1 protein-coding gene is annotated in these 6,068 nt (G+C 50.5%); it reads right to left on the bottom strand.

The window, feature by feature from the left end; all coding sequences use genetic code 11:
• Nucleotides 1–6,068: Ig-like domain-containing protein (locus EHN07_RS18915; RefSeq protein ID WP_124025559.1), on the bottom strand; the 6,068-nt coding region annotated here is incomplete at both ends.

Raw genomic sequence — 6,068 nt, 5'->3', positions numbered from 1 at the left:
CCACAGGATCCAGAGTGATGGTGGCGCTGATTTGCGTATCCAGCGTAACACTATGATTGTCGCTTGAGGTGGCAGGGTTACCCGCAGCGTCATGCCCGGTAACGGACACCATAACGCTGTTATCCCCTTCCTGTAGCGCGCTGTTCTTGACTTCAACGCTGTAGGTCAAGTGTCCGTTCTGATCGACAACAACGCCCTGGAACGTTTTACCATTTACGGTGAGCGTAACAGGGTCGCCTGCGCTGGCATCACCAGTCACAGTGCCGGTGATGGTTGTAGTATCCGCCTTAGACTCAACACTATTCACCTTATCATCACCGGAAATAGTGTCGATATGAATGCTGTTTGACGCCACTTTATCGATGTCAATCGTGTTCTCTTCGACGATCGTCACGGTGTTACCCACGCCGTCAACGCCCGTCACTTTATAGGTGATATGCTGATCCTGAATAAGATCTACCGTATCGACCATCACTTTAAAGCTCAGATGACCATTACCATCTTTTTCAATCGTGCCTGCTAAATCGTTACCGTTGACGGTAACAGTAACCTTATCGCCCACCTGAACGTCGCCGGAAACGGTGCCGGTAATCGCCGTTTTTTGCTGGCTGCTTTCTGCAGCATTCAGAACATTATCACCAGAAACATCTATTACATGTAGAGTTGCTTCAGCATGGTCGTCAATCTTAAGCGTTTTATCCATGTGTGCTTCAAAGACATTGCCCACGCTGTCTTCACCCGTGACCGACACATAAACATGTGGATCATTTTGCAGATCGATAGTGTCAACAAGGGCGGTATAACCCAGCTGGCCGTTCATTTTCGGCAGTTCGATAACGTTAACGACGGTATCGTGGCCGTTAACCGTAATCGTCACTTTATCGCCTACTGCGGCATCGCCTTCCACAACACCGCTGATTTCAGTTTTACCGTTGCTGAGATCCTTCGCACTAAGGGTGTCGTCACCCGAAACGGTGTTGATCTTAAGTGTTGCATCAGCCTGAGTATCAACTGAGAAACTATGAGGGATTTTGGTGGTGATGGTATTCCCTGCGTCATCATGACCGGTGACTTCTGCCTCTATCTTATGGTCAGCTTGCAGATCGGCTGTATCAATCTCCACCTTGTAGTTCAGGTTGCCATCAATGGTGGCGTGATACTGATGGTTATTCACCGTCAGCGTTACTTCTTCGCCAGGTTTGACATCCCCCTTCACTGTCCCGCTAACTTCCGTTTTGTCGTGCTGAGTTTCCAACAGGTTCAGGGTGTTATCGGCGGTTACTTTGTCGACGGTGACTTCGGCTTCAACAAAGGTATCAACCGTAATATCTTTATGATCGCTTGCCGTAGCCGTGTTGCCCTCGCTGTCATGCCCAGTCACGCTAGCAGTGATAAGAGTGTTTTGACGCAAATCGTCAATGCTGACTTCTTTAGTAAATGTCTTAATCCCGGTATTAGGATCCTGATGAACCTGTGCGGTCACCTGGTGACCGTTGACGGTGATAGTGACGTTATCGCCATCATTCACGTCGCCTGTCACCGTACCGCTCACTGTAGTGGTGCCATTCTTCGATTCAGCAATGTTAATCTTGTCATCATCCGCAATATTATCAAGGTGAATGCTGACAGCCACATCGGTATCAACCCCCACTGGTTTGTGGGCCTCAAACACCTGGCTCAAAGGACCATTGTGCGCCGTTACGCTTGCCGTAATGTTCGGGTTTGCCAGCAGATTCGCCGTGTCCACATAAACTTCATAACCCAGTTCCCCCGGCAGATTTGGCCGCTCGGTGATGGCGCAGTTATAGTCTGTATTGCCGATGTGTACCGTAACGCGATCGCCGATATGAACATCACCCGTTACCGTACCGCGTATCACCGTCTGGCTAGCCTGGGATTCGGTTTTGTTAATAACGTCATTACCCGCAACCGGGTTGATGGTGATATGTGCATCCGGTGGGGTGATATGCGGCAGAGTCGTATGGCCGCTGTTATTGTTAGCGTTGTTATTACCGGTGTTGCTACCCGCAATTGGAGGGACATCCATATGAATCGGGAATCTGGAGGTAGCGGTATTACCGTGATCGTCGGTCTTAGTCAGCGACAGGACAATATCAGGATGCGCTATGGCATCCCCGGCAGAGACATAAAATTTATATCCCAGCGTACCATCAGGCAGTTGCACAACTGGGGTAGTGTGAGTTTTCCCCATAAAATCATAGGTGATGGTATCGTTGATCTTAACATCGCTACCGTCAACGTGGCCTGTGACGATATAGAAATCAGGCCCGTTAGGTTTTTCAGGCAGTCCGCTACCATCTGTGATATGCACATCTGCGTGCGTATCAATACCCACAGTATGATCGTCAGTGGCAAGGACGGTATTACCTGCGGCATCGTAACCGGTGACTTCTGCATGGATCACCGGTTTATCCGTGCCAGAAAGCAGATCGCTGGTATTGACGTTAATGCTGTAACCCAGGCCCTTGCCCTGGCTGATGACGTTACCGTAATAATGCTGTCCGTTAACCGTCAGCTCTACGCGATCGCCAATATGCACATCGCCGGTAACCTGACCGATAATAGCAGTATGATCCTGATGCGCTTCTGAATAGTTAATGAAGTTATCGTCTGTAACCGGATCAATGGTGATGGTGGCTACCGCATGGTCGTCACGGGAAACGGAATGTGTGGCACCTGCGGTGATAGTGTTACCTGCGCCGTCTTGCACATTAACCGTAGCGATGATTTTGGGATCGTGAAGCAAGCCTTGCGTAGGCACGTCGATGGAATAGCCAAGGCCACCGCCGAGGAATGCCTGCGGCCCCACAACGGCGTGGTAAACCTGGCCGTCCACCGTCACATTCACAATATTTCCTGCGGCAACATCACCGCCTACCCGGCCATTAATGGTGGTGCTGGCTAAGGTTTGATCGTGTTCGTTGAGCACATCATCGCCGGACACGATATTAATCGTCACAGAAGCTTCGGCACGCTCGTCGATATCGACGTGGTGATTGTTGGTGGCAACGGTGCTGTTTTGTGCAAGATCCGTCACGCTGATGCTGGCGTGAATATTAGGATCCTGATGAATATCAGTCGTTTCTACCAGAATATGATAGCCCATCAGGCCTTGACCCAGATCTTCGACCGTCCCCTGGTAGACGTGGTTATTCACCGTCAGGGTTAATGGATCGCCAATGTGCATTTCCCCCTTCACCGTTCCGCTCACCAGGGTGTAATGATGGTTCAGTTCTTCATCATTAAGGGTGTTATCCAGCGTAACGGAGTCAACGGTAATCTGCGCTTCAACGCGCGTATCAATGACAATATCCTGCTTCGCTTCAACGGTTACCGTGTTGTTGGCCTGATCCGTTGCCGTCACTGTTGCCGTTAGTTTTGGATCGGCCATCAGATCGTGCGTGCTGGCCTTGATTTTGTATTCCAGATCGCCGGAAACAGGATCTCTGAACACCCGCCCCGTCAAATCCTGGCCGTTAACGTACAGATGAACCAGATCGCCGACCTTCACATCGCCGCCGACTTTTCCGGTAACCTCCGTGAACTCTTGCTTAGACTCAGCGCCATTGATCATATTGTCGCCCGTCACCGGGTTGATGGTGATGGTCGCATCGGCATGGAGATCCACGTCCAGGTTTTGAGTCACTTCAGCCCGTTGTTGGTTGCCAACGCTGTCATAACCTACGACATGGGCAGTCGGATGCGGATCGGCGACCAGATCGCTGGTGACAATATTCAGGCTATATCCCAGGCCCCCATTGAGCTGCGGCATGGAGTGCACGGTGGTTTCATAAGTCTGACCATTCACCATGACGATAACTTTATCGCCGTCATGCACATCAACACCGCTCACCGTCCCGCTAACTTTCGTGAACTGCTGCCTGGACTCCAACAAATTGATGGTTTTATCACCGGATACCGTATCCATAGTGATATGCGCTTCAGCGTGGTTATCAATTTTAACGGTGTGATCGGTGGTCACGATAACTTCGTTTTTCACATCATCAAAAGAGGTGACGGTGGCGGTGAAATGCACCTGGCTATCAATATTGCCCTGGTTATCGCTGAAGGCCGAGCTGTCGACCAGAATCTGGAAGCCAGGCTTGCCATTACCCAGGTCGATAACATTGCCAGTGAAGCGATGGCCGTTAATGTCGATAACAACCTCATCTCCCGGTTTTGCATCTCCACCAACGGTTCCACTAATCAACTGCTGCGGTGCGTCCAGTTCATCATGGTTAAGCGTATTGTCAACGGTGACGGAACCTAACGAGATGGTGGCCTGTGCCTGCGTGTCCAGCGTCACATTGTGATGCTCTGTAGCTGTCGCTACGTTACCGGCCGCATCGTGACTGGTCACCGTCACCTTCACATCATTCTTACCTTCGTGGAATTGCGCGCCTGGCACTGCCACTTCATAACGCAAATGACCATCCACATCAGCAACCACTACACCGTTGTAGTTATGCCCCTGGACCCTGACCACCACTTTATCGCCAGCTTTCGCATCCACACCGGTAACATCACCGCTGATAAGCGTTGGCATACGGGACTCATTCATGCTGATGGTGTCGTCGCCCGCCACCTGATTGATGGTCAGGGCATTTTCGGCATGGTTATCAATATGAACGATGCGATCGGTAATCTGGATAACTTCGTTACCCGCAGCATCATGAGAGATGATTCTGGCGGTAAAGTTAACGTCAGTATCAAGGTTGCCACGATTATTACTGAATGCAGAGGAATCGACCGGAATCTGGTAGCCAGGCTTGCCGTTGATCATTTCGACATAGCCTGTGAAATGCTTACCATTAATATCAAGCGTGACTTCATCACCGACTTTAGCATCACCACCAACAACCCCGCTGATGGTATGGGTCTTCTGATTCAATTCGGCGTGGTTCAGAACATTATCTTTAGTCACACCATTAATCGAGATAGTGGCTTCTGCATGGGTATCAACCGTGACGATTTTATGTTCTGTCGCTGTCGCTTCGTTACCCAGGGCGTCGTGACTAACAATCGTGACCTGTACATCATTGCTGCCTTCATGAAGATCGCCGGTTGGCACCGCCACTTCATAGTACAGATGGCCTGAACTCTCCTTCACTTCACCCGCATAATCCTTGCCATTAACGCTGACCACTACCGGATCGCCAGCTTTTGCATCATCGCTGACGCCGCCGCTAATAAACGTCGGCATACGAGATTCAATCATATTGATGATGTTGTCACCTGCCACAGTGCCAATATGCACGCCGGTGGTGGCGAAGTTATCAACATGAACGGTGTGCGTCGTAGTCTGCGTGACTTCGTTATTGACCGCATCGTGAGAAGTCACAGAGGCAGTAACGGTAACGTCGCCGTTAACTTGAGCCTGGTTATCAGCAAATACAGAAGAGTCGACCGGGATCTGGTATCCCAGTTTACCAGCGCCTAAATCAATGACTTGCCCACCGAAATAATGGCCGTTAATTTCAATACTGACTTTATCGCCGACGCGTGCATCACCGCCGACTTCACCGCTAATCAGTTGCTTAGGTGTCTCAAGTTCAGCATGGCTTAGTTGGTTATCCTGGGTTACATCATTGAGGGCAATAGTGGCATCAGCATGGGTGTCGAGGGTGACATTTTTATGCTCGACCGCAATCGCTTCATTACCCACGTTGTCATGGCTGATGACGGTCACCGTCACGTCATTCTTACCTTCCTGCAACGTATGGCTCGGCACTTTCACTTCATAGTGCAGGCGGCCATCTGCATCAGCCACTACCGTACCCGAGAAGTATTTTCCCTGTACTAATACGTTAACCGAGTCTCCGGCTTTTGCATCCTTACCGCTAACCTGGCCGGTAATCAGGGTTTCGTGCTTAGACTCACCAAAGCTAACAATGTCATCGCCCGCCACGGTATTGATATTGACGCCGTTATGCGCCTGGGTATCCAGCACCACCGTTTTATGTTCAACCGCAATTGCGGTGTTTCCGGCATTATCCGTGCCGGTCACCATCACCTGCACGTCATTGCTGCCTTCGTTCAGCGCAGCC

Source organism: Buttiauxella warmboldiae (genome assembly GCF_003818135.1).
GTDB lineage: Bacteria > Pseudomonadota > Gammaproteobacteria > Enterobacterales > Enterobacteriaceae > Buttiauxella > Buttiauxella warmboldiae.
The sequence above is the reverse complement of the archived record's forward strand: the minus strand, read 5'-3'. Positions and strand labels throughout refer to the sequence as shown.